The 20,007-nt window shown below is 71.3% G+C and carries 19 protein-coding genes; 8 read left to right on the top strand and 11 right to left on the bottom strand.

Annotated elements, in window-relative coordinates:
- Window positions 1-236 precede the first annotated feature (236 nt).
- The gene (locus ACZ6EG_RS16680) at window positions 237-854 is read left to right on the top strand and encodes a GNAT family N-acetyltransferase (RefSeq protein ID WP_469605182.1); all 618 of its coding nucleotides are present in this window, start codon (window positions 237-239) and stop codon (window positions 852-854) included.
- Between the two features lie 626 nt (window positions 855-1,480).
- Here the strand turns inward: ACZ6EG_RS16680 and sodN are convergent.
- Window positions 1,481-1,876, bottom strand: coding sequence for a superoxide dismutase, Ni (gene sodN / locus ACZ6EG_RS16675; protein WP_003973716.1), 396 nt, complete (start codon window positions 1,874-1,876; stop codon window positions 1,481-1,483).
- Window positions 1,877-2,021: 145 nt separating this feature from the next.
- Here sodN and sodX point away from each other — a divergent pair, with 145 nt between their 5' ends.
- Window positions 2,022-2,456 carry a nickel-type superoxide dismutase maturation protease gene (gene sodX, locus ACZ6EG_RS16670; RefSeq protein WP_391969599.1) on the top strand — a complete coding sequence of 145 codons (435 nt, stop codon included), beginning with the start codon at window positions 2,022-2,024 and terminating at the stop codon, window positions 2,454-2,456.
- On the opposite strand, the gene ACZ6EG_RS16665 is transcribed toward sodX, so the two are convergent.
- Window positions 2,360-2,989: a CGNR zinc finger domain-containing protein gene (locus ACZ6EG_RS16665; RefSeq protein ID WP_391969598.1), complete on the bottom strand. Its 630-nt coding sequence runs from the start codon at window positions 2,987-2,989 to the stop codon at window positions 2,360-2,362. The genes sodX and ACZ6EG_RS16665 overlap by 97 nt on opposite strands.
- A 100-nt stretch (window positions 2,990-3,089) precedes the next feature.
- Here ACZ6EG_RS16665 and ACZ6EG_RS16660 point away from each other — a divergent pair, with 100 nt between their 5' ends.
- Window positions 3,090-3,869 carry a class I SAM-dependent methyltransferase gene (locus ACZ6EG_RS16660; RefSeq protein WP_391969597.1) on the top strand — a complete coding sequence of 260 codons (780 nt, stop codon included), beginning with the start codon at window positions 3,090-3,092 and terminating at the stop codon, window positions 3,867-3,869.
- A 66-nt stretch (window positions 3,870-3,935) separates the two neighbouring features.
- Here ACZ6EG_RS16660 and ACZ6EG_RS16655 read toward each other — a convergent pair whose 3' ends face one another.
- Genes ACZ6EG_RS16655 through ACZ6EG_RS16645 form a run of 3 tightly spaced genes read right to left on the bottom strand, consistent with a single transcriptional unit; the run spans window position 3,936 to window position 6,634 of the window.
- Window positions 3,936-4,697 (bottom strand): amino acid ABC transporter ATP-binding protein, encoded by a 762-nt coding sequence (locus tag ACZ6EG_RS16655; RefSeq protein WP_356604478.1) that lies wholly within the window; start codon window positions 4,695-4,697, stop codon window positions 3,936-3,938.
- A complete protein-coding gene (locus tag ACZ6EG_RS16650) occupies window positions 4,694-5,644 on the bottom strand; it encodes an amino acid ABC transporter permease (RefSeq protein WP_469605176.1) in 951 nt (316 codons plus the stop codon). The genes ACZ6EG_RS16655 and ACZ6EG_RS16650 overlap by 4 nt, the downstream gene beginning before the upstream one ends.
- 30 nt (window positions 5,645-5,674) lie before the next feature.
- Window positions 5,675-6,634: an ABC transporter substrate-binding protein gene (locus ACZ6EG_RS16645; protein WP_391969595.1), complete on the bottom strand. Its 960-nt coding sequence runs from the start codon at window positions 6,632-6,634 to the stop codon at window positions 5,675-5,677.
- 640 nt (window positions 6,635-7,274) lie between these two features.
- Between ACZ6EG_RS16645 and ACZ6EG_RS16640 the strand changes: the two genes are divergently transcribed.
- The 4 genes from ACZ6EG_RS16640 (at window position 7,275) to ACZ6EG_RS16625 (ending at window position 10,502) form a co-directional block, all read left to right on the top strand.
- Window positions 7,275-8,501, top strand: a complete 1,227-nt coding sequence (locus tag ACZ6EG_RS16640) for an NAD(P)-dependent malic enzyme (protein ID WP_391969594.1) — start codon at window positions 7,275-7,277, stop codon at window positions 8,499-8,501.
- A 139-nt stretch (window positions 8,502-8,640) separates the two neighbouring features.
- A complete protein-coding gene (locus ACZ6EG_RS16635) occupies window positions 8,641-9,606 on the top strand; it encodes a zinc-binding dehydrogenase (RefSeq protein WP_384693889.1) in 966 nt (321 codons plus the stop codon).
- A 117-nt stretch (window positions 9,607-9,723) separates the two neighbouring features.
- Complete coding sequence (locus ACZ6EG_RS16630) at window positions 9,724-9,933, top strand: helix-turn-helix domain-containing protein (protein ID WP_053142812.1); 210 nt, start codon at window positions 9,724-9,726, stop codon at window positions 9,931-9,933.
- The gene (locus tag ACZ6EG_RS16625) at window positions 9,933-10,502 is read left to right on the top strand and encodes a Clp protease N-terminal domain-containing protein (RefSeq protein WP_391969593.1); all 570 of its coding nucleotides are present in this window, start codon (window positions 9,933-9,935) and stop codon (window positions 10,500-10,502) included. Before ACZ6EG_RS16630 ends, ACZ6EG_RS16625 begins: the two co-directional genes overlap by 1 nt.
- Before the next feature lie 100 nt (window positions 10,503-10,602).
- On the opposite strand, the gene ACZ6EG_RS16620 is transcribed toward ACZ6EG_RS16625, so the two are convergent.
- Window positions 10,603-11,700 carry a PadR family transcriptional regulator gene (locus ACZ6EG_RS16620; RefSeq protein ID WP_391969592.1) on the bottom strand — a complete coding sequence of 366 codons (1,098 nt, stop codon included), beginning with the start codon at window positions 11,698-11,700 and terminating at the stop codon, window positions 10,603-10,605.
- A 1-nt stretch (window position 11,701) separates the two neighbouring features.
- The gene (locus ACZ6EG_RS16615; protein ID WP_469605169.1) at window positions 11,702-12,652 is read right to left on the bottom strand and encodes a DUF4097 family beta strand repeat-containing protein; all 951 of its coding nucleotides are present in this window, start codon (window positions 12,650-12,652) and stop codon (window positions 11,702-11,704) included.
- Between the two features lie 135 nt (window positions 12,653-12,787).
- On the opposite strand from ACZ6EG_RS16615, the gene ACZ6EG_RS16610 reads away from it, so the two are divergent.
- Window positions 12,788-13,591, top strand: a complete 804-nt coding sequence (locus ACZ6EG_RS16610; RefSeq protein ID WP_469605167.1) for a hypothetical protein — start codon at window positions 12,788-12,790, stop codon at window positions 13,589-13,591.
- 79 nt (window positions 13,592-13,670) lie between these two features.
- On the opposite strand, the gene ACZ6EG_RS16605 is transcribed toward ACZ6EG_RS16610, so the two are convergent.
- The 4 genes from ACZ6EG_RS16605 to ACZ6EG_RS16590 form a co-directional block, all read right to left on the bottom strand.
- Window positions 13,671-13,856 carry a DUF6104 family protein gene (locus ACZ6EG_RS16605; protein ID WP_053136981.1) on the bottom strand — a complete coding sequence of 62 codons (186 nt, stop codon included), beginning with the start codon at window positions 13,854-13,856 and terminating at the stop codon, window positions 13,671-13,673.
- A 179-nt stretch (window positions 13,857-14,035) separates the two neighbouring features.
- Window positions 14,036-17,851 carry a multifunctional oxoglutarate decarboxylase/oxoglutarate dehydrogenase thiamine pyrophosphate-binding subunit/dihydrolipoyllysine-residue succinyltransferase subunit gene (locus ACZ6EG_RS16600; protein ID WP_391969589.1) on the bottom strand — a complete coding sequence of 1,272 codons (3,816 nt, stop codon included), beginning with the start codon at window positions 17,849-17,851 and terminating at the stop codon, window positions 14,036-14,038.
- 281 nt (window positions 17,852-18,132) lie between these two features.
- On the bottom strand, window positions 18,133-19,257 hold the full coding sequence (locus ACZ6EG_RS16595; protein WP_391969588.1) for a HAMP domain-containing sensor histidine kinase: 1,125 nt from the start codon (window positions 19,255-19,257) through the stop codon (window positions 18,133-18,135).
- On the bottom strand, window positions 19,254-19,994 hold the full coding sequence (locus tag ACZ6EG_RS16590; RefSeq protein WP_053136987.1) for a response regulator transcription factor: 741 nt from the start codon (window positions 19,992-19,994) through the stop codon (window positions 19,254-19,256). The genes ACZ6EG_RS16595 and ACZ6EG_RS16590 overlap by 4 nt, the downstream gene beginning before the upstream one ends.
- Between the last annotated feature and the right edge of the window lie 13 nt (window positions 19,995-20,007).

The raw sequence follows: 20,007 nt of genomic DNA, 5'->3' as shown, positions 1-20,007 counted from the left end.
CCGGTGACCGCGCAAGACCCCGGAGCCCGTGCAGGGCCGTACGGCACCTGACCGACGTACGGCCGCACCGCCGAGGGCTCCGGTCCGGCGGGTCCCGCACTTCCCCACGGTGTGCGGGGCCCGCCCCCTTCGCCGAGCGGCCGGCCAGCTCCAGGCCGACGGTCCGCCGCCGGCACCGGCCGATAGGCTCAACCGCCGTACACACGAGCGAGGTTGGGACGAGAGGGCGGCGGGACATGGGCGTGGTGATCCGGACGGCGGGGAAGGGCGACCGGGAGCGGATCGTCCGGCTGCTGGACGAGGCCTTCCAGGACGATCCCGTGAGCAGCTGGGTCTTTCCCGACGTGGCACACCGTCGCCGGACCCACCACCGGCTCATGGCCGCCTTCACCGACGCCGTGCTCGCCGACGGGCGCATCGACCTCACCGAGGACGGTGCGGCCTGCGCCCTGTGGCTGCCGGTGCCCGCGAGCGAGCACTCCGGCGGCGCAGCCGGTGACGGTGACGGTCCCGCCCGGGTGCGCGAGGCCGTCGACCCGGGAAACGAACGCGTCGAACTGATAGCCCGGCTGACCGAGGGCATCCATCCGTCGGACCGGGCCCACGAGTACCTGTGGATGATCGGTGTGGTCCCGCGACGGCAGGGCGAGGGCCTGGGCACCGCGCTCATCGAGTCGGTTCTGGACCGCTGCGACCGTGAGGGGCTGCCCGCCTATCTGGAGGCGAGCAGCGCCCGGGGCAGGGGCCTGTACGAACGTCTCGGCTTCGAGTTCACCGGACGCGCCCTGGAGCTGCCGGACGGCCCCCGGATGTGGCCGATGTGGCGGGAGCCGAGGACGCCGGCGGAGACCTGACCGCCGCGCCGCGATCGTGGCCCTGGCCGGTGGCCGCTGCCACCCGGCCAGGGCCCGGCGGACATCTTCCTGCTCGTCGCGGGCTCGGTGCTGCTTGTCCTCGGTGCCAGGGTCCGGCGGGAGCTGAACCTGAGGCTGCACCTGCCGCCGTCCCTGCTCGTCCCGCTCGTCACGCCGCTCGGCGACCTCTCCGGGCTGCTGATCGCGGCGCGGCAGTCCGACGGACTCGTCGCGGTGGTGACGGGCGTCGCCGCGAGGAACGCCGTCCCGTCCGTGCCCGGTGCGCCGGCGCCGGCGGTCGGCGTGGCCGGCCTGCTGCGTCTGGGCGGGCCTGCGCCGCACGGGATGGGCGCACCGGGGGCTGCCGGGCCGCCTCAGGCGCGCGTGGGGCCTGAGCGCGCCACCTCCCGGCCACGCCGGCTCTCCCGGCCATGCACACGTCCCCAGGGGCGTACTACGCCCCCGCGGCCACCTGGCTCCCAGGCGGCCCCCGGCGCACCGTGGGCCGGGCAGACGAAACCGCACCCGGTCCACCGTGGCCGCCGTGTTCGGCGGTCTGCGGACCGGGTGCGGAAAGGCAGACGCCACGACCGAAACGATCGCGGGTCGAAGGGCTTGATCCGGGATCAGGCCTTCTTGGTCTCCCAGAAGATCTTGTCGATCTGGGCGATGTAGTCCAGGGCCTTCTGGCCGGTCGCCGGGTCCTTCGAACCCTTGGCGGCCGACAGGGCCTTCAGGGTGTCGTTGACCAGCTGGTGCAGCTCCGGGTACTTCTCGAAGTGCGGGGGCTTGAAGTAGTCGCTCCACAGCACGGAGACGTGGTGCTTCGCCAGCTCGGCGCGCTGCTCCTTGATGACCGTGGCACGCGTCTGGAAGTGCGGGTCGTCGTTACCGGCCATCTTCTCCTGCACGGCCTTCACCGACTCCGCCTCGATGCGGGCCTGGGCAGGGTCGTACACGCCGCAGGGCAGGTCGCAGTGGGCGCTGACCGTGACCTTGGGGGCAAACAGGCGGGAAAGCATGAAGCGTTCCTTCCTCGTGATCGTCTTCTCAGGGGGGACATTACTCCCTGCGAGACCCGTTTTCGCGGGTGCCCCCATGGGCTTAGGACAAAAGTCCGGGGTGAGACGGAGACTGGTGGAGGAAAGACCGGGGAGGTGCCGGGTGATGCCGGAGTCGTCGCAGGAGCACGAGCGTCCGAGAGGGACGTTGCCGTTCGGCCCGGCCGTGGTGACCGGGCCGTCGATGGTGCCCACACTGCACCACGGGGACGTGCTGCTCGTGCACTGGGGGGCGCGCGTCCGGCCGGGTGACGTGGTCGTGCTGCGCCACCCCTTCCAGCAGGACCTGCTCGTGGTCAAGCGGGCCGTCGAGCGGCGCGGGGCCGGCTGGTGGGTGCTCGGGGACAACGCCTTCGCGGGCGGGGACAGCACCGACTACGGGGTGGTCCCCGGGGAACTCGTGCTCGGCAGGGTGCGGTGGCGCTACCGGCGGCTCAAGGCCGGTCAGCGTTCGCCCTTCGCCGTGGCCCGCTGGGCGCTGACCGCGCTCAGGCCGGTGCTCGGCGACCGGTCCGCCTCCAGGCGTTTGCGGGCCCGGTAGGCCGCGACGTTGGCGCGGGTGGCGCAGCGGTCGGAGCAGTACCGCCGGGAGCGGTTGGTGGAGGTGTCCAGGTAGGCGTTGCGGCAGGGGGCCGCCTCGCACAGGCCCAGCCGGTCCACGCCGTACTCGGTGAGGTGGAAGGCGAGGCCCATCGCCGCGATGGCGGCGAAACCGGCGGTCGCGTTGGACGGGTGGTCCGCCAGGTGCATGTGCCACAGCGGGCTGCCGTCGTCGTCGCGGTGGTCGTGGCCGGAGATCTGCGGGCTCACCGGGAACTCCAGGAGCAGCGAGTTCAGGAGGTCCACGGCGAGGGTCTCGTCGCCGCCGTCGGCCGCCTCGAAGACCGCGCGCAGCCGCCCCCGTACCGAGCGGAACCGGGTCACGTCGGTGTCCGTGGCACGCCGGGCCGCCGACTGGTTGGTGCCGAAGAGCTCCCGGACGGCCTCGACCGAGGTGAGGGAGTCCTGTCCCCGGGCCGGCTCCTCGGTGTTGACGAGACGGACGGCGTAGTCCGAGTAATAGGCCAGTTCCACTTGTAGTCCTTACGGAGGGGCTCTAGGGTCGTGCCTGCGGTCAGGTAAGAGCTGATCGTGCATCCAGGGTATTACGTGACACACGCGAGGGAGGGGCTCGATGACGGACGCGGACATCGCCACCACGATCACGCCCGCAGCCGACTGGCAGGCCTGGCAGCAGAGCTGGGACCGGCAGCAGGAGTGGTACATGCCCGACCGGGAGGACCGCTTCCGGGTCATGCTGGACATGGTCGAGGCCCTGGTCGGCCCCGCGCCGCGCGTCCTCGACCTCGCCTGCGGCACCGGGACCATCACGGCCCGGCTGCTCACCCGGTTCCCCGAGGCCACCAGCACCGGCGTGGACCTCGACCCGGCCCTCCTCGCCATCGCCGAGGGCACCTTCGCGGGCGACGACCGGGTCTCCCTCGTCACCGCCGACCTCAAGGACCCCGACTGGACGGCGAAGCTGCCGTACGACTCGTACGACGCCGTCCTGACCGCCACGGCCCTGCACTGGCTGCACGCCGAACCCCTCGCGGCCCTCTACGGTCGGATCGCGGAGCTGGTCCGCGACGGTGGTGTCTTCATGAACGCGGACCACATGATCGACGACACGACGCCCCGGATCAACGCGGCCGAGCGCGCCCACCGGCACGCGCAGATGGACGCCGCCAAGGCGAGGGGCGCGCTCGACTGGGCCGAGTGGTGGCAGCTCGCCGCCGACGACCCGGTCCTCGCCGGGCCCACCGCCCGCCGCTTCGAGATCTACGGCGAGCACGCCGACGGCGACATGCCCTCGGCGGCATGGCACGCGCGCGTACTGCGCGAGAAGGGCTTCGGCGAGGCGCGGCCGGTGTGGTGCTCGCCGTCGGACACGCTGCTGCTCGCGCTGAAGTGACCCGGTGACAGGCGGAAGGGGGCGGTACGGAGATCCGTACCGCCCCCTTCCGGTCGCCCGGGGCGCTCAGAGCACCTTGGACAGGAACGCCTTCGTCCGCTCGTGCTGCGGGTCCGTCAGGACGTCGCGCGGGTTGCCCGACTCGACCACCACACCGTCGTCCATGAAGACCAGGCTGTCGCCGACCTCGCGGGCGAAGCCCATCTCGTGGGTGACGACGACCATCGTCATGCCGGACTCGGCGAGGTCCCGCATGACGTCGAGGACGTCACCGACCAGCTCCGGGTCGAGGGCCGAGGTGGGCTCGTCGAACAGCATCAGCTTCGGGTCCATCGCGAGGGCCCGCGCGATGGCCACGCGCTGCTGCTGGCCGCCGGAGAGCTGCGAGGGGTAGTTGCCGGCCTTGTCGCCGAGGCCCACCCGTTCCAGGAGCTGCCGCGCGCGGTCCCGGGCCTGGGCCCGGCTGACGCCCTTGACCTGGACCGGCGCCTCCATGACGTTCTCGACGGCCGTCATGTGCGGGAACAGGTTGAAGCGCTGGAAGACCATGCCGATGTCCCGGCGCTTGACGGCGACCTCGCTGTCCTTAAGCTCGTAGAGCTTGTCGCCCTTCTGGCGGTAGCCGACCAGCTCGCCGTCGACGTACAGCCGCCCGGAGTTGATCTTCTCCAGGTGGTTGATGCAGCGCAGGAAGGTGGACTTGCCCGAGCCCGAGGGGCCGATGAGGCAGAACACCTCGCCCTGCTCCACCTCCAGGTCGATGCCCTTGAGGACCTCGACCGCGCCGAAGGACTTGTGCACGCCCTCGGCCTTCACCATGGCGGTCATGCCGCGCCTCCCGTCGTGTTGGAGCGGTTCGACAGGGACAGCAGGTTCGCCCTGATCTTCTGCATCGGGGTGGCCGGCAGGCTGCGGCTGGAACCGCGGGCGTAGTACCGCTCCAGGTGGTACTGGCCGACGCTGAAGACCGAGGTCAGCAGCAGGTACCAGGCCGCGGCCAGGAACAGCATCTCGGCCGGGGCGCCGGAGGTCTGGCCGATGTCCTGGGCGACCCGGAACAACTCGGCGTACTGGACGACCGACACCAGTGAGGTCGTCTTCAGCATGTTGATGACCTCGTTGCCGGTCGGCGGCACGATCACGCGCATCGCCTGCGGCACCACGATCCGGCGCAGCGTCTTGGTGTGGCTCATGCCGAGCGCGTGCGCCGCCTCGGTCTGGCCCTCGTCGACCGCGAGCAGACCCGCGCGGCAGATCTCCGCCATGTACGCGGCCTCGTTCAGACCGAGGCCGAGCAGCGCCGTCAGGAACGGCGTCATGAAGTCCGACCACTCGTCGCGGTAGAACGGGCCGAGGTTGATGTACTCGAAGACCAGGCCCAGGTTGAACCAGACGACCAGCTGCACCAGCACCGGCGTGCCGCGGAAGAACCAGATGTAGAACCACGCGATGGACGAGGTCACCGGGTTCTTCGACAGCCGCATCACGGCCAGCAGGATGCCGCCGACGACGCCGATCAGCATCGCCAGGACGGTGATCAGGAGCGTCTTGCCCATGCCGGTCAGGACGCGGTCGTCGAAGAAGTAGTCCGGGATCGCACCCCAGTTGATCTTGCCCTGGGAGAACGCGTACACGACGGCGACCAGCAGCGCGATCGCGACGACCGCGGAGACGTACCGCCCGTAGTGCCGGACCGGGATGGCCTTGATGGCTTCCGGTCCGGCCGGCGGGGTGTCGGCCGGGCCGCCCGCCGTCTTGTCGATGTCAACAGTCACGGATGTTGCCTTTCAGTGCCCGCCGCGCGGTCACTTGCCGCCGTTGATGGTGGCCTCCGTGACGGCACCTTCCGCCACGCCCCACTTGTCCATGATCTTCTTGTACTCGCCGTTGGCGATGACCGCGTCCAGCGCCGCCTTCAGGGCGTCCCGCAGCTGCGCGTTGTCCTTGGCGACCGCGATGCCGTACGGGGCGGCCTCGACCTGCTCGCCGACGAGCTGGAAGTCGTTGCCGCCGCCGGAGGTCTTCACCGCGTACGCCGCGACCGGGAAGTCGGAGGAGCCGGCGGCGGCGCCGCCCGCGCGCAGGCGGGTCTGGGCCTGCTGGTCGTTGTCGAAGGCCTCCATGGAGATCTTCTTGCCGGCCGGGCACTTCTCGTTCTCGGCCTTGGCGAGGTCCTCGGAGACCGTGCCGCGCTGGACCACGAGCTTCTTGCCGCACAGGTCGGACCAGGTCTTGATGCCCTGGTCGTCGCCCTTCTTGGTGTAGATCGAGACACCGGCGGTGAAGTAGTCCACGAAGTCGACGCCCTGGCCGACCTTCTTGCCGGTGTCGGAGTCGACGCCCTCCTGCCGGTCCTTGGTGTCGGTCATCGCGGACATGGCGATGTCGTAGCGCTTGGAGCGCAGACCGGTGATCAGGGTGTCGAAGGTGCCGTTCTCGAACTCGAACTTCACCCCGAGCTGCTTGCCCATCGCGTCCGCGAGGTCGGGGTCGATGCCGACGGTCTTGCCGGACTTGTCCTTGAACTCGACCGGGGCGTAGGCGATGTCGGAACCGACCTTGACGACGCCCTTGTCACGGATGGACTGGGGCAGCTTGTCCGCCAGCGGTGCGCCCGCGGCGGACTGGTTGTCGCTGCCGGAGTCGCTCTTCTCGGTCTGGTCGCCGCATCCGGTGAGCAGCAGGGCGCCTGCGACCGCGATCGCACCGACCGCTGCTAGCCGGGACTGCGCGGCGGTCGTACGACGGGTGGAGCGTGCGGTCATGGTGGTTCCTCCGGCGGATGAAAGGAGATGCCGATGGGGACGGTGGAGTTCCGGTGGGGCTGGGCGCCGCCCGGGGGCCGGCCGGCGCCGTGGGTCGACGAGTGAACGCGTCTTCGAGTGTCGCGACCCCGTGTGATTACGGCATCTTGCCATTCGGACTCGGCCATTCAGGGGGGACGGCATGTCAAAATCGGATAACGGGTCACCCCCCGAACCGCACCAGGTCGGTACATCCCGTCCGAACCTTTACGGGAATCGGGCCTTCCGGCCGGAAAATCTTCGGCATTCCACTGAATGCGGGCACGGTTCGGCAGTGTGCGCGGCTGGTGAAGGCCGGTTGTGCAGGCCTGTCAAGGGCTCGAGGGAAGTTGTCCTGATCCCCGGCTATGAGCCATGTCACCGGCATGCGGCGTTCGAGGTCCGACATGTGAGCTTGCCCTTATCGGACTCGTCGAGGGGGCCGTCCGTCGGGTAAGAAGGTTCTTTACACCCCTCATCAGGGGCTCAGGGCGCGTGTGCGGCGCGCCCGTCGCGCAGGGCCCATGTGGCGCGGACAGCCACCTTCCTGTGCGGTGCCCGCCCATTCCTCACCAGGAGTGGACAAACCCTCAAACCATGAACTCTTAAGGGGTAAGACAAAGTGGCAGCGGAGATCGTCAATCCTCGCAGCGACAGCGAAGCCGGTACGGAACAGGAGGCGGGGGAGCCCCTCGACTCCTTCGACCCGGCGTTCGCTCTGCATCGCGGCGGCAAGATGGCCGTGCAGGCCACCGTGCCGATCCGTGACAAGGACGACCTGTCCCTGGCGTACACGCCCGGCGTCGCGAAAGTGTGCAGCGCGATCGCCGAGCAGCCCGACCTGGTGCACGACTACACCTGGAAGTCGTCGGTCGTGGCGGTCGTGACGGACGGTACGGCCGTCCTGGGACTCGGGGACATCGGGCCCGAGGCCTCCCTTCCGGTGATGGAGGGGAAGGCGATCCTCTTCAAGCAGTTCGGCGGTGTGGACGCGGTCCCGATCGCGCTGGCCTGCACGGACGCCGACGAGATCGTCGAGACGGTGGTGCGGCTCGCTCCCTCCTTCGGCGGTGTGAACCTGGAGGACATCTCGGCGCCGCGGTGCTTCGAGATCGAGCGCAAGCTCCAGGAGCGCCTCGACATCCCGATCTTCCACGACGACCAGCACGGTACGGCGGTCGTGACGCTGGCGGCGCTGCGCAACGCGGCGCGGCTGAGCGGGCGGACGCTGGGCGAGCTGCGGGCGGTGATCTCGGGCGCCGGCGCGGCCGGTGTCGCCATCGCCAAGATGCTGGTCGAGGCCGGCATCGGGGACGTCGCGGTCGCCGACCGCAAGGGCGTCGTCTCCTCCGACCGGGACGACCTCACCCCGGTCAAGCGGGAGCTGGCCTCCTTCACCAACAAGGCCGGGCTGTCCGGCACGCTGGACGCGGCCCTGTCGGGCGCCGACGTCTTCATCGGCGTCTCCGGCGGTACGGTGCCGGAGCCGGCGGTGGCCTCGATGGCGAAGGGCGCCTTCGTCTTCGCGATGGCCAACCCGAACCCCGAGGTGCACCCGGAGGTCGCCCACAAGTACGCGGCGGTCGTCGCGACGGGGCGCTCGGACTTCCCGAACCAGATCAACAACGTGCTGGCGTTCCCGGGCATCTTCGCGGGCGCGCTCCAGGTGCGGGCCTCGCGGATCACCGAGGGCATGAAGCTCGCGGCCGCCGAGGCGCTGGCCTCCGTGGTGGGCGACGACCTCGCCGCGGACTACGTCATCCCCTCCCCGTTCGATGAGCGGGTCGCCCCGGCCGTCACGGCGGCGGTGGCGGCGGCCGCCCGTGCGGAGGGTGTCGCGCGCCGGTGACGCCATGACGCACCCCGGGCCGACGGCCCCGCCCCGACGGGCGGGGCCGTCGGCCGTTCTCCGGCGCCTCTGACAAGAGGGCGTGTGTCACAGGGCGCCACGGTTCCGGATGGCCGGTGCGGAACCTATCGTCAAGGTCATGTTCGCTGTCTACGCCGCCCGAATCGACCGCGACCAGCCGCTGACCGGCCTGGAGTTGGGGGAGCGCCCGGCCCCCGAGGCCCGCCCCGGCTGGAGCGTCGTCGATGTCAGGGCCGCTTCCCTCAACCACCACGACCTGTGGTCCCTGCGCGGTGTCGGCCTCCCCGAGGACCGGCTGCCGATGATCCTCGGCTGCGACGCCGCCGGTGTCGACGAGGACGGCAACGAGGTCGTCCTGCACTCCGTGATCGGGCAGACCGGCCACGGCGTCGGCCCGCGGGAGCCCCGCTCGATCCTCACCGAGCGCTACCCGGGGACGTTCGCCGAGCGGGTCGCCGTGCCCACCTGGAACATCCTGCCCAAGCCGAAGGAGCTCTCCTTCGAGGAGGCGGCCTGTCTGCCGACCGCCTGGCTGACGGCGTACCGGATGCTGTTCACCAACGCCGGGGTGCGTCCCGGTGACTCCGTGCTGGTGCAGGGCGCCGGCGGCGGGGTCGCCACGGCCGCGATCGTGCTCGGCAAGGCGGCGGGGCTGCGGGTCTTCGCCACCAGCCGGGACGAGGCCAAGCGCAAGCGGGCCCTGGAGCTGGGTGCCGTGGAGGCCGTCGAGCCGGGCGCGCGGCTGCCGCAGCGGGTCGACGCCGTCATCGAGACGGTGGGCGCCGCCACCTGGTCCCACTCGGTCAAGTCGCTGCGGCCGGGCGGCACGCTGGTCATCTCCGGCGCGACCAGCGGTGACCGGCCCTCGCACGCCGAGCTGACCCGTGTCTTCTTCCTGGAGCTCAGGATCGTCGGTTCGACGATGGGCACCAAGGACGAGCTGGAGGATCTGCTCTCCTTCTGCGCCGCCACCGGTGTACGTCCCGTCATCGACGACGTGCTCCCGATGGACCGGGCACGCGAGGGCTTCGAGCGGATGGCGTCCGGCGAGCTGTTCGGCAAGATCGTGCTCCAGGCTTCCTGAGCCCGCGGCTCTCCCCTCCTGCCGCCTCTGTGGCACGGCGGGTCCGGTTCTCCGGGCCCGCCGTTTCCTTTGTCAATGTGGGTTGACACTCTCAGGCTGTCAATCTACGTTGACAGCATGAGTGAAGCTACGGATCTCGCCGCACGTGCGGGTGATCGCGACCCCCGGGTCGGGCTGCGGGCCGTCGCGGCCCTGCGCAGGCTCCTGGAGCAGTTGGAGGCGGTGCAGGTGCGCGCCGCTCGCCATCAGGGCTGGTCGTGGCAGGAGATCGCCTCGGAACTCGGGGTCAGCAGGCAGGCCGTGCACAAGAAGTACGGGAGGCATTGATGTTCGAGCGGTTCACCAAGGACGCGCGGGCCGTGGTGCAGGGGGCGGCCGAGCATGCCGAGGAGACGCGGGCGCAGACCGTCGAGGCCGAGCACCTGCTGCTCGCCCTGCTGGACCGTGAGGGCACCCGCGCCTCCTTCGCGCTGGCGGCCCTCGGCGCCGGTGAGCGCCGGGAGGCGGTACGGGAGGACCTGGCGGAGGCGCGGCGTCGTGCCGGGCTGACGCGGGCGGAGACCGAGGCGCTCGCCGGGCTGGGGATCGACGTCTCCGAGATCGTCGCCCGGGTGGAGGAGACCCATGGCGTCGGTGCGATGTCCGGCCCCCGCAAGGGCAGGCGGTGGTGGTCCGGGCACCGCCCCTTCGGCAAGGGGGCCAAGGAGGTGCTGGAACAGTCCCTGCGCGTCGCCCTCGCCCGGCACGACCGGCACATCGGCGACGAGCACATCCTCCTCGCCCTCACCGTCCGCCCCGGTGTGGCCGCCGAGGTGCTCGCCGACCACGGGGTGACCCACGAGTCGCTGAGCGCGGTGCTGGGATCGGGACCCGGCGCCGGGGAGGCGTGCGCCTGAAGGTACGGGTGTGCTGTCCGCCGCGGCCGCCCGGGCACCCGCGGTGGGTGCCCGGGCGGCCGGTCGTGCCCGGGGAACGGTCTCTGCCGGTACCGGACTCTCAGGGCTTCGGTGCCCGCAGTATCGCGCCGATGTGGGCCGCTGCCGTCGACAGGTGCCGGCGGGTGTCGCGGAGCTGGTCGGTCGTGACGCCGCGGTCGCGGGCCGCGTCGCGGATGTCGTCCCGGAAGCGGTCGAGCAGCCGGTCCAGGTCGCGGGCCGGGTCGCCGGTGGACTCCGAGGCGTCCTCGTGGGCCCAGGCCGGGGTGTAGTCGGCCGGGAAGTCCTCGGGGGTGGCGGAGTACTCGGGAGCGGACGTCTGTCCGGGAGGGGTCGAGCGCTCGGACCGGTGAGTCGTGGTGTCGGTGCGGCCGAAGCCCCACTCCCTGCCGAGGTCCTTCCCGAAGTCCTTGCCGAAGTCGCCGACCTCCTTGGCCAGTTCGCTCAGTCCCTCGCGCAGGCCTGTCGGCCAGTCACCGCGCGAGAAGTGGTTCTGCACCTGTTCCTGGACCCGCTGGGCGATGCGCTGCACCTCCTCCTGCGCCTGGGCCCGGGCCCGCTCCTGGGCCTCCTTGGCCTGGTGCCGGGCCCGCTGGGCCTCCTCGCGGGCGCGGCGGCTCTCGTCCTTGGCGCGGCGGGCCTGGTCCTTCCACTCCTGCTTGACGCGCCGCATCTCCTCCTTGGCCGCGCGCCAGGCCTCGTTCTCGTCGGCGTCCGCGGCACCGGTGGCGGAGCCCCCGCCGCCGTCGGACGTCGTCGAGCCGGCACCCCGGCGGGCGGCGCCGGCCGCGGCCCGCATCTCCCGGCGCAGGTCACCCGCCGCCCCGCGGACGTCGGCGCGGATCTCGGCGGCCAGCTCGGCGACCGACTCGCGGATCTCCAGCTCCAGGTCGGCCAGCTCCCCCGCGCGGTCGGACAGCTCGGCGCGGCCGGCGTCCGTGATGGCGTACACCTTGCGGCCGCCCTCGGTGGTGTGGGTGACCAGGCCCTCGGCCTCCAGCTTGGCCAGGCGCGGGTAGACCGTGCCCGCCGACGGCGCGTACAGGCCCTGGAAGCGCTCTTCGAGGAGGCGGATCACCTCGTAGCCGTGGCGCGGGGCCTCGTCCAGGAGCTTGAGGAGGTAGAGGCGGAGGCGGCCGTGGGCGAAGACGGGGGGCATGTCAGAGCACCTTCTTGTCGGTCGTGCCGTCGGCCGGGGCGCCGGGGGCGCCGTGGTCCCGGCCGGAAGCGGAATTGTCCCCCGGGCCGTCCTGCGGGTCGCCCACGGGGGCGGTGTCCTGAGGCCCTCCGTCCCACGGGGTGTCCTCCGGTGTCGGACGGCGCAGCAGGGCGATCGCGCCGGAGACGGTGGTGGCCTTCAGCCGGCCGTTGCCCGCGCCGAGCCGCCCGGTGATGTGCTTGGCGCCCCACTGCCCGCCCACCCGCAGGTCCTCGAAGGCGCTGGAGACCGTCCCGCTGGCCGTGTTCGCCTCCACCCGCGCGTCGGCCGGCTGCGGCAGCCGGATGGCGATCTCGCCCGAGACGCTGGTCAGGTCGATGGCGGTGGGCGAGCCCGTGCTGTCCAGGTCGACGATCATCGAGCCGCTGACCGAGTCGGCCCGGACGGAGGAACCCGCCTCGACCACCGTCAGGTCACCGGAGACCGAGTGGAAGCGCAGGTCGCCGGTGAGGGCCTGTGCTTCCACGTTCCCTGAGACGGTGTCCGCGCGGACCGGGCCGGCGAGGCCCACCAGCGTGGTGTCCCCGGAGACGCCCTTCACCCGGGCCCGTCCGTCGAGCCCGGAGACGACGGCCGCCGCGCTGACCACGCCGACCTCCACGCGGGTGCCGGTCGGCACCGCCAGGGAGACCACCGCGCTGCGCTGCCAGCCCTTGCGGTCGAGCCACTTGAGGAAGCCCTTCCAGGGCAGATCGTCATAGGCCACCGTGAGCACGCCGTCCTGGTGGGTCACGATCAGGGGCGGGCCCTCGATCTCGGACACCTCCAGGCGGGCGGAACCCTCGTCCGTACCCACGACGTTGACCGTTCCGTGGACGACGCGTACGTGGAGCTCGCTCACGGACTCGTCGAAGGTGAGCTTCCTGGGCTCCGCGACGGACCACTCGGACATGCGGCAGACCTCCTCGACCGAACGCGCCATATCGCGTCCTGCCATTCACGATATATCGCGGACGCTCAAAGTCAAGGCGTCCGTTCCGGTGATCTCCGAACGGCCGGGAGGGAGGCATTGCCCTAACTTGTGACCATGTCGACGCACGAGTCCGCGGCCGCCGCCGGTGCCCTGCTGCTGTGCCGCGCGGAGCCGGACCCCGTGGCCGCCGTCGCCCCGCTGCTGGGCGAACGCATGCCGCTGGCCCGCGCCGGCGCGGAATGGAGCGTGCTCGTTCCGGAGGGCGGGCCCTGGCGGCACGGCGGCGAACCCGTCGACCGCGTGCTCACCGGCTGGGCCACCGCGCTCGCCGTGGGCGCCCCGTGGCCCGTACTCGCCCTGTGGTGGGACGCCGACCGGGCCGGTTACGCGCTCGCGTCGGGATTTCGCCGGCCCGTCGGCTACGAGTGGCTCGCGGACGGCACCCCGGTGGGCGAGGACGAGGCGATGCGCACCTTCGCGGCCCGTCTCGGCCTGGACCCGGTCCTGGACCTCGAGTCACTGGAGGGGCTGACCCGGTCCGATCCCGGGGCCGACGCCCGGAGCAGGCTGCACGGACTGCTCGCGGTCCTCACGCGCGCGGGGCTCGCCCTGCCCGCCGGGCTCGACCCCGGTGCGAGCGCGGACCGCCTCGGTGCGGTCGTCCGCGACCTGCCCGAAGCCCGGCGCACCGAGGCTCCCGGGTGGCGACCCACCGCCGACGAGACCCCCCTCGCGCCGTGGATGCCCTGGGTGGGCGGCCCAGGGGCGCGCGCCCTGGCCCTGACGCAGATGGCGGCGGGCCTGCCGCTGGCCGCCTGGGGCCTACGGCGTGGCAGTGGCGGCTGGACGGCGGCGGGGGCACTGCTGATGGCCCACGGCGCCCTGGGAACGGCGTACGGCCTCTCACGGCGCCCCTGACGGACGCGTGGCGGGGGAGCCGTTCCGTCGACCGGGGCGGGCAGGGCGCCGTGGGGTGGGGGTGGGCGGAGCGGGCTGGTTACGCGTCCTCGTCGTCCTCGTCGTCCAACCGCGCCAGCCACGTCGCCAGCCGCTCCACGGGCACCTCGAAGTCCGGGTTCAGGTCGACGAAGGTCCGCAGCTGCTCGGCGAGCCACTCGAAGGTGACCTCCTCCTCGCCGCGCCGCTTCGCCAGTTCCTCGATGCCGCGGTCGGTGAAGTACAACGTGTTCTCCGTCGGATGGGCCGGCCGGACCGGCCGGGTCGAACAGGGGCGGCTCCCTCGGAACCGCTGGTCCCAGGATAGGCGGTGCCCGGCACGCCGAAGGGCCCGGTCCGCGTTCCTCGGAACGCGGACCGGGCCCTCAGGGACCGCCGTCAGGGCACGTCAGGCCCGTTCGAGGATCAGGCCTCGAACACCTCGCGCACCAGCTGCTCCTGCTCGGCCTGGTGCCGCTTCGCGGAACCCACGGCCGGGGACGAGCCGTGCGGCCGCGAGATGCGGCGCAGGCGCTCGCCGTGCGGGACGTCGGCGCCGACCGCCAGGTCCAGGTGGTCGATCAGGTTGAGCGCGATGAACGGCCAGGCACCCTGGTTCGCCGGCTCCTCCTGGACCCACAGGTACTTCTCGGCGTTCGGGTACTTGGCGATCTCCGCCTGGAGCTCGGTACCCGGCAGCGGGTACAGGCGCTCGATGCGGATGATGGCCGTGTCCGTGACACCGCGCTTCTGCCGCTCGGCCTCCAGGTCGTAGTAGACCTTGCCCGCACAGAAGACGACCTTCTTGACCGCGGCCGCCTCGACCGAGTCGTCGCCGATGACCGGGCGGAACTGGCCCGTCGTGAACTCCTCCGCCTTCGAGGCCGCGGCCTTCAGGCGCAGCATCGACTTCGGGGTGAAGACGACCAGCGGCTTGTGGTGCGGGTTGTGCACCTGCCACCGCAGGAGGTGGAAGTAGTTCGACGGCAGGGTCGGCATCGCGACCGTCATGTTGTTCTGCGCGCAGAGCTGCAGGAAGCGCTCCGGGCGGGCCGAGGAGTGGTCCGGGCCCTGGCCCTCGTAGCCGTGCGGGAGCAGGAGCGTCACGCCGCTCGTCTGGTTCCACTTCTGCTCGGCCGACGAGATGAACTCGTCCACGACCGTCTGCGCGCCGTTGACGAAGTCGCCGAACTGCGCCTCCCACATCACCAGCGCGTCGGGGCGGGCCAGCGAGTAGCCGTACTCGAAGCCCATCACCGCGTACTCGGAGAGCAGCGAGTTGTAGACGTTGTACCGGGCCTGGTCCTCGGAGAGGTACAGCAGCGGCGTGAACTCGTCGCCCGTCTCGCGGTCGATGACCACCGCGTGACGCTGGCCGAAGGTGCCGCGCTGCGAGTCCTGGCCGGTGAGGCGGACCGGCACGCCCTCCAGGAGGAGGGAGCCGACGGCGAGGGTCTCGCCCATGCCCCAGTCGATCGTGCCGTCCTCGACCATGGCCGCGCGGCGCTGCAGCTGCGGCAGCAGGCGCGGGTGGATGGTGACGTGGTCGGGGATGTTGACCTGGGACTCGGCGATCCGCTTGACCGTCTCGGCGCTGACCGCGGTGTTCACGGCGACCGGGAACTCGGCCTGCGGGTCCGAGGGCTCCACGGAGGAGGGCTGCGAGACGGCCTCGCGGACCTCGGTGAAGACCTTCTCCAGCTGCCCCTGGTAGTCCTGGAGCGCCTGCTCGGCCTCTTCCAGGGTGATGTCGCCGCGACCGATGAGGGACTCGGTGTACAGCTTGCGCACCGAGCGCTTCTTGTCGATCAGGTCGTACATCAGCGGCTGGGTGAAGGCCGGGTTGTCCGACTCGTTGTGACCGCGGCGGCGGTAGCAGATGAGGTCGATCACCACGTCCTTGTTGAACGCCTGGCGGAACTCGAAGGCCAGCCGCGCGACGCGGACCACGGCCTCCGGGTCGTCGCCGTTCACGTGGAAGATCGGGGCCTCGATCATGCGGGCCACGTCGGTGGCGTACATCGAGGAGCGCGAGGACTCCGGGGCGGCGGTGAAGCCGACCTGGTTGTTGATGACGACGTGGACCGTGCCGCCGGTGCGGTAGCCGCGCAGCTGCGACATGTTCAGGGTCTCGGCCACCACGCCCTGGCCCGCGAAGGCCGCGTCGCCGTGGATCGCCACCGGCAGGACGGTGAAGTCCGTGCCGCCCTTGTTGATGATGTCCTGCTTGGCGCGCGCGACGCCCTCCAGGACCGGGTCCACCGCCTCCAGGTGCGAGGGGTTCGCGACCAGCGAGACGTTGATCTGCTCGCCGTCCAGCCCGGTGAAGGTGCCCTCGGCGCCCAGGTGGTACTTCACGTCGCCCGAGCCGTGCATCGACTTCGGATCGAGGTTGCCCTCGAACTCGCGGAAGATCTGCGCGTACGACTTGCCGACCACGTTGGCCAGCACGTTCAGCCGGCCGCGGTGGGCCATGCCGATGACGACCTCGTCCAGGCGGGACTCGGCCGCCGAGTCGATGACCGCGTCCAGCAGCGGGATGACGGACTCGCCGCCCTCCAGGGAGAAGCGCTTCTGGCCGACGTACTTGGTCTGCAGGAAGGTCTCGAAGGCCTCCGCCGCGTTCAGCCGGCGCAGGATGCGCAGCTGCTCCTCGCGCTCCGGCTTGGTGTGCGAGCGCTCGATGCGGTCCTGGATCCACTTGCGCTGCTTCGGGTCCTGGATGTGCATGAACTCGACGCCGGTGGTGCGGCAGTACGAGTCGCGCAGCACGCCGAGGATGTCGCGCAGCTTCATCAGGGACTTGCCGGCAAAGCCGCCGACCGCGAACTCGCGCTCCAGGTCCCACAGCGTGAGCCCGTGCTCGGTGATGTCCAGGTCGGGGTGCTTGCGCTGCTGGTACTCCAGCGGGTCGGTGTCGGCCATGACGTGGCCGCGGACCCGGTAGGAGTGGATCAGCTCGAAGACGCGGGCGGCCTTGGTGACGTCGTCGTCGTGCGAGGCGTCGATGTCCTTGAGCCAGCGGACCGGCTCGTAGGGGATGCGCAGCGCCTCGAAGATCTCGTCGTAGAAGCCGTTCTCGCCGAGGAGGAGGTTGGCGACCTGGCGCAGGAACTCGCCGGAGGCGGCGCCCTGGATGACCCGGTGGTCGTAGGTCGACGTGAGCGTCATGACCTTGGAGATGCCGAGCTTGTTCAGGGTGTCCTGGGAGGTGCCCTGGAACTCCGCCGGGTAGTCCATGGAGCCGACGCCCATGATGACCGACTGGCCGGGCATCAGGCGCGGCACCGAGTGGACGGTGCCGAGGCCGCCGGGGTTGGTCAGCGAGACCGTGACGCCGGAGAAGTCGTCCATCGTCAGCTTGCCGTCGCGGGCGCGGCGGACGATGTCCTCGTAGGCCTGCCAGAACTCGAAGAAGTTCAGCGTCTCGGCCTTCTTGATCGCCGCGACGACGAGCTGGCGGTCGCCGTTGGGCTTGACCAGGTCGATGGCGAGACCGAGGTTGACGTGGGCCGGCTTGACGAGGGTCGGCTTGCCGTCCTTCTCGCCGAACGAGTGGTTCATCGCCGGCATGGCCTTGATGGCCTGCACCATGGCGTAGCCGATCAGGTGCGTGAAGGAGATCTTCCCGCCCCGGGCGCGCTTGAGGTGGTTGTTGATGACGATGCGGTTGTCGAAGAGCAGCTTCACCGGGACCGCGCGCACGGACGTGGCCGTGGGCAGCTCCAGCGACGCGTTCATGTTCTTCGCGACCGCGGCGGCCGGGCCGCGCAGCGTCACCGTCTCGGGGCCCTCGGGGGCCGCGGCGGCGTCCTTCGCGGGGGCGGCCGCCTTCGCCGCGGGCTTGGCCGCGGGCTGGGCCTGCGCGGGCTTGGCGGCCGGAGCCGCCGGAGCGGCGGCGGGCTGCGCCGCCGGCTTCGCGGCGGGGGTCGGCTGAGCCGCCGGGGCGGGTGCCTGGGACTGGGCCGGGGCGGGAGCCTGCGCGGGGGGCGCGGGGGCGGCCTGGGGCGCGCCCGCGCTCTCGGTCGCGGTGCCGGCGGCCGGCTGGGCCGCGGCGGCTCCGGGCTTGTAGTCGGCGAAGAAGTCCCACCAGGCTCGGTCCACGGAATTCGGGTCCTGGAGGTACTGCTGATAAATCTCGTCGACGAGCCACTCATTGGCACCGAACGCGGCAGCGGGGTTCTTGCCCGCTTGGTCGGTGTCGGTCGAGATGCTTGAGTTACTGGGGGACTGTGGCGACACGGCGAGAACCGCCCTCTTCCGCTTCACAAGATGGTGGACAGCGGGAATCAAGGCTACGCCTCCCTGACCCGGAAGGTCAGACCGGGCCCGTTCATCGTCGCGTAAGTCACATTGCAGACCGCGTTTCGGCGCTGGAAATGGCGGGAAACAAGCGAGGTTCTGATGCATGAGGGAAGGGGAGACCCGGGCCCGGCGCCGGGAAAACGCGGGCCTGTGCCTGATCACACGTGTCCGTCGGCGCGGATGCCCGTGGATCTTGGTGCTCCGCTTCGAACCCTACGTCAACTCGGCAACGAGGGCAGGCCCGGAAGAGTGATGAGAATCCGGCATCCCCGATCGGATTCGGCCACACCGATCCGGCCGCCGTGCAGATCCACCGCCCAGCGGGCGATCGCCAGGCCGAGCCCGGTGCCGCCGTCGCTGCCCGGACCGTGCGGCCGGGACACCGAACCCCGGTTGAACCGCTCGAAGACCCGGCGCCACTCCGAGCGCGGAATGCCGGGGCCCTCGTCGAGGACCTCCAGCTCCAGCGATTCGGGCAGGTCCCCGCGCCGCGCCTTGACCGTCACCCGGCCGTGCGGCGGGCTGTGCTTGACCGCGTTGTCGATGAGGTTGGCGACGACCTGGTGGATGCGCTCGGGGTCGGCGTGCGCGGTCAGGTCCGACGGGAAGACGTCGAGCGCCAGGTGGACGTCGGTGCGGGTGTGGCTGCCCGAGCCCGAGGCGATGCCCGCGCGCGCCGAGGCGACCATGTTGGCCTCCTTCAGCACGCCGGAGAGGTACGGCCACACCTCGAAGCGCCTCTGGCGCAGCGGTATGACGCCGTTGTCCAGGCGGGAGAGGTCCAGCAGCGTCTCCACCAGCCGGCCGAGCCGCTCCGTCTGCCCGAGGGCCGTCCGCATGGTCTCCGGGTCGGCCTCGGTCACCCCGTCGACGATGTTCTCCAGCACCGCGCGCAGCCCCGCGATCGGGGTGCGCAGCTCGTGCGAGACGTTCGCCACCAGCTCCTTGCGCTGCCGGTCCTGGGCCTCCAGGTCGTCGGCCATGCGGTTGATGGTGACGGCCAGGTCGCCCAGTTCGTCGCGGCGGTTCTCGCGCACCCGGCGCGTGTAGTCGCCGTGCGAGATCGACCGGGCCACGGCGTTCATCTCGTCCAGCGGAGCGGTGAGCGAGTGCGCCACGAACTGCGTGATCAGCAGGGTGGCGATCATCGAGAAGACCGTGATGAAGCGCAGCTCCGTCTTGGTGTGCACCGCGATCACCGAAAGGCCCGTGGTGATCAGCACCGACGTGACGACCAGCGCGCCCAGCTTGGTCTTGATCGAGAACGGGCGAACACCGCCCCAGGGATCCCCGGTGGTCCGGGGGCCGGGGCTCCTCCGTGCGGCCTCCCGTCCCCGGCTCATGGCGTCGGCGTCTCCAGCGCGTAACCCACGCCGTGCACCGTGCGGATGCGCTCGGCGCCGATCTTGCGGCGCAGCGCCTTGATGTGGCTGTCCACGGTCCGGGTGCCGGAGGCGTCCGCCCAGTCCCACACCTCGGCCAGCAGCTGCTCACGGGAGAGCACCGCGCGCGGGGTGTTCGCGAGGCACACCAGCAGGTCGAACTCGGTGGGGGTGAGGTGGACGTCCTCGCTGCGCACCCGCACCCGGCGCTGCGCGTGGTCGATCTCCAGTTCGCCGAGGCGCAGGATGCCGCTGCGCGGCGTGGAGGCGGCCACGACCGCCCGCTCCACCCGGCGCAGCAGCACGTGCACGCGCGCGGCCAGCTCACGCATCGAGAACGGCTTGGTCATGTAGTCGTCGGCGCCGACGCCGAGCCCGACCAGCATGTCCGTCTCGTCGTCGCGCGCGGTGAGCATGAGCACCGGCACCGGGCGGGAGGCCTGCACGCGACGGCAGACCTCCAGGCCGTCGAAGCCGGGCAGCATGATGTCGAGGATCAGCAGGTCGGGCTGCCACGCCTCGGCCGTGTCGACGGCGGCCGGACCGTCGCCCGCCGTCTGCACCAGGAAGCCCTCGGCGCGCAGGCGGGTCGCGATGGCGTCCACGATCGTCTGGTCGTCCTCGACCACCAGCACGCGGCGCTGTGCGCCCTGGGTGGCCGTCGCCGTGCCGTTGTGGGAGGTCTGTGTCTGCTCCATCGCCCGCCCCTGA

The sequence above is a fragment of the Streptomyces sp. NPDC041968 genome (assembly GCF_055589025.1).
Note: the sequence above shows the minus strand (reverse complement) of the source record. Positions and strands in the feature narration are given on the sequence as shown.